Origin of the sequence: Vibrio sp. 1562 (genome assembly GCF_033340155.1) — a bacterium.
Lineage (GTDB): Bacteria > Pseudomonadota > Gammaproteobacteria > Enterobacterales > Vibrionaceae > Vibrio > Vibrio alginolyticus.
Window position 1 is genome coordinate 1 of the sequence record NZ_JAWOVY010000774.1, and the last position, 518, is coordinate 518.

General features: G+C 48.6%; 1 protein-coding gene. It reads left to right on the forward strand.

The annotated features are described in order from the left end of the window. On the forward strand, positions 1-518 hold a 518-nt coding region (locus tag R7Z49_RS27580), incomplete at both ends, for an FAD-dependent oxidoreductase (protein ID WP_318112845.1).

Consider the following 518-nt stretch of genomic DNA (forward strand, 5'->3'; position numbering starts at 1 on the left):
CAAGGTGACGTCGTTTTACCTACCGATTCTAATTACGATGAAGTTCGCCAAATCTGGAATGGCATGATTGATCGCAAGTCGAGTTTGATTGCTCGCTGTAAGTCGACAGATGACGTTGTGATGGCGGTTAACTTTGCGCGAGACAATGGTCAGCTACTTTCTGTACGAGGTGGGGGACACAATATTGCGGGCAACGCTGTCTGTGATAATGGGGTCATGATCGACCTGTCGCTCCTTACCCAAGTCCGAGTTGATGAAAATGCCAAGAGAGCGTTTGTTGAGCCGGGCTGTACCTTAGGCGACTTAGACGAAGCCACTCAAAAACACGGGTTAGCGACCCCGGTAGGAATTAACTCTACCACTGGTATTGCTGGTCTTACTTTAGGTGGTGGTTTTGGTTGGTTGAGCCGTAAATACGGTATGACGATAGATAACTTAGTCTCTGCTAACGTCGTTACTGCCGACGGACGCCAATTGCTTGCCAGTGAAACAGAAAACGAGGATCTTTTCTGGGCGCT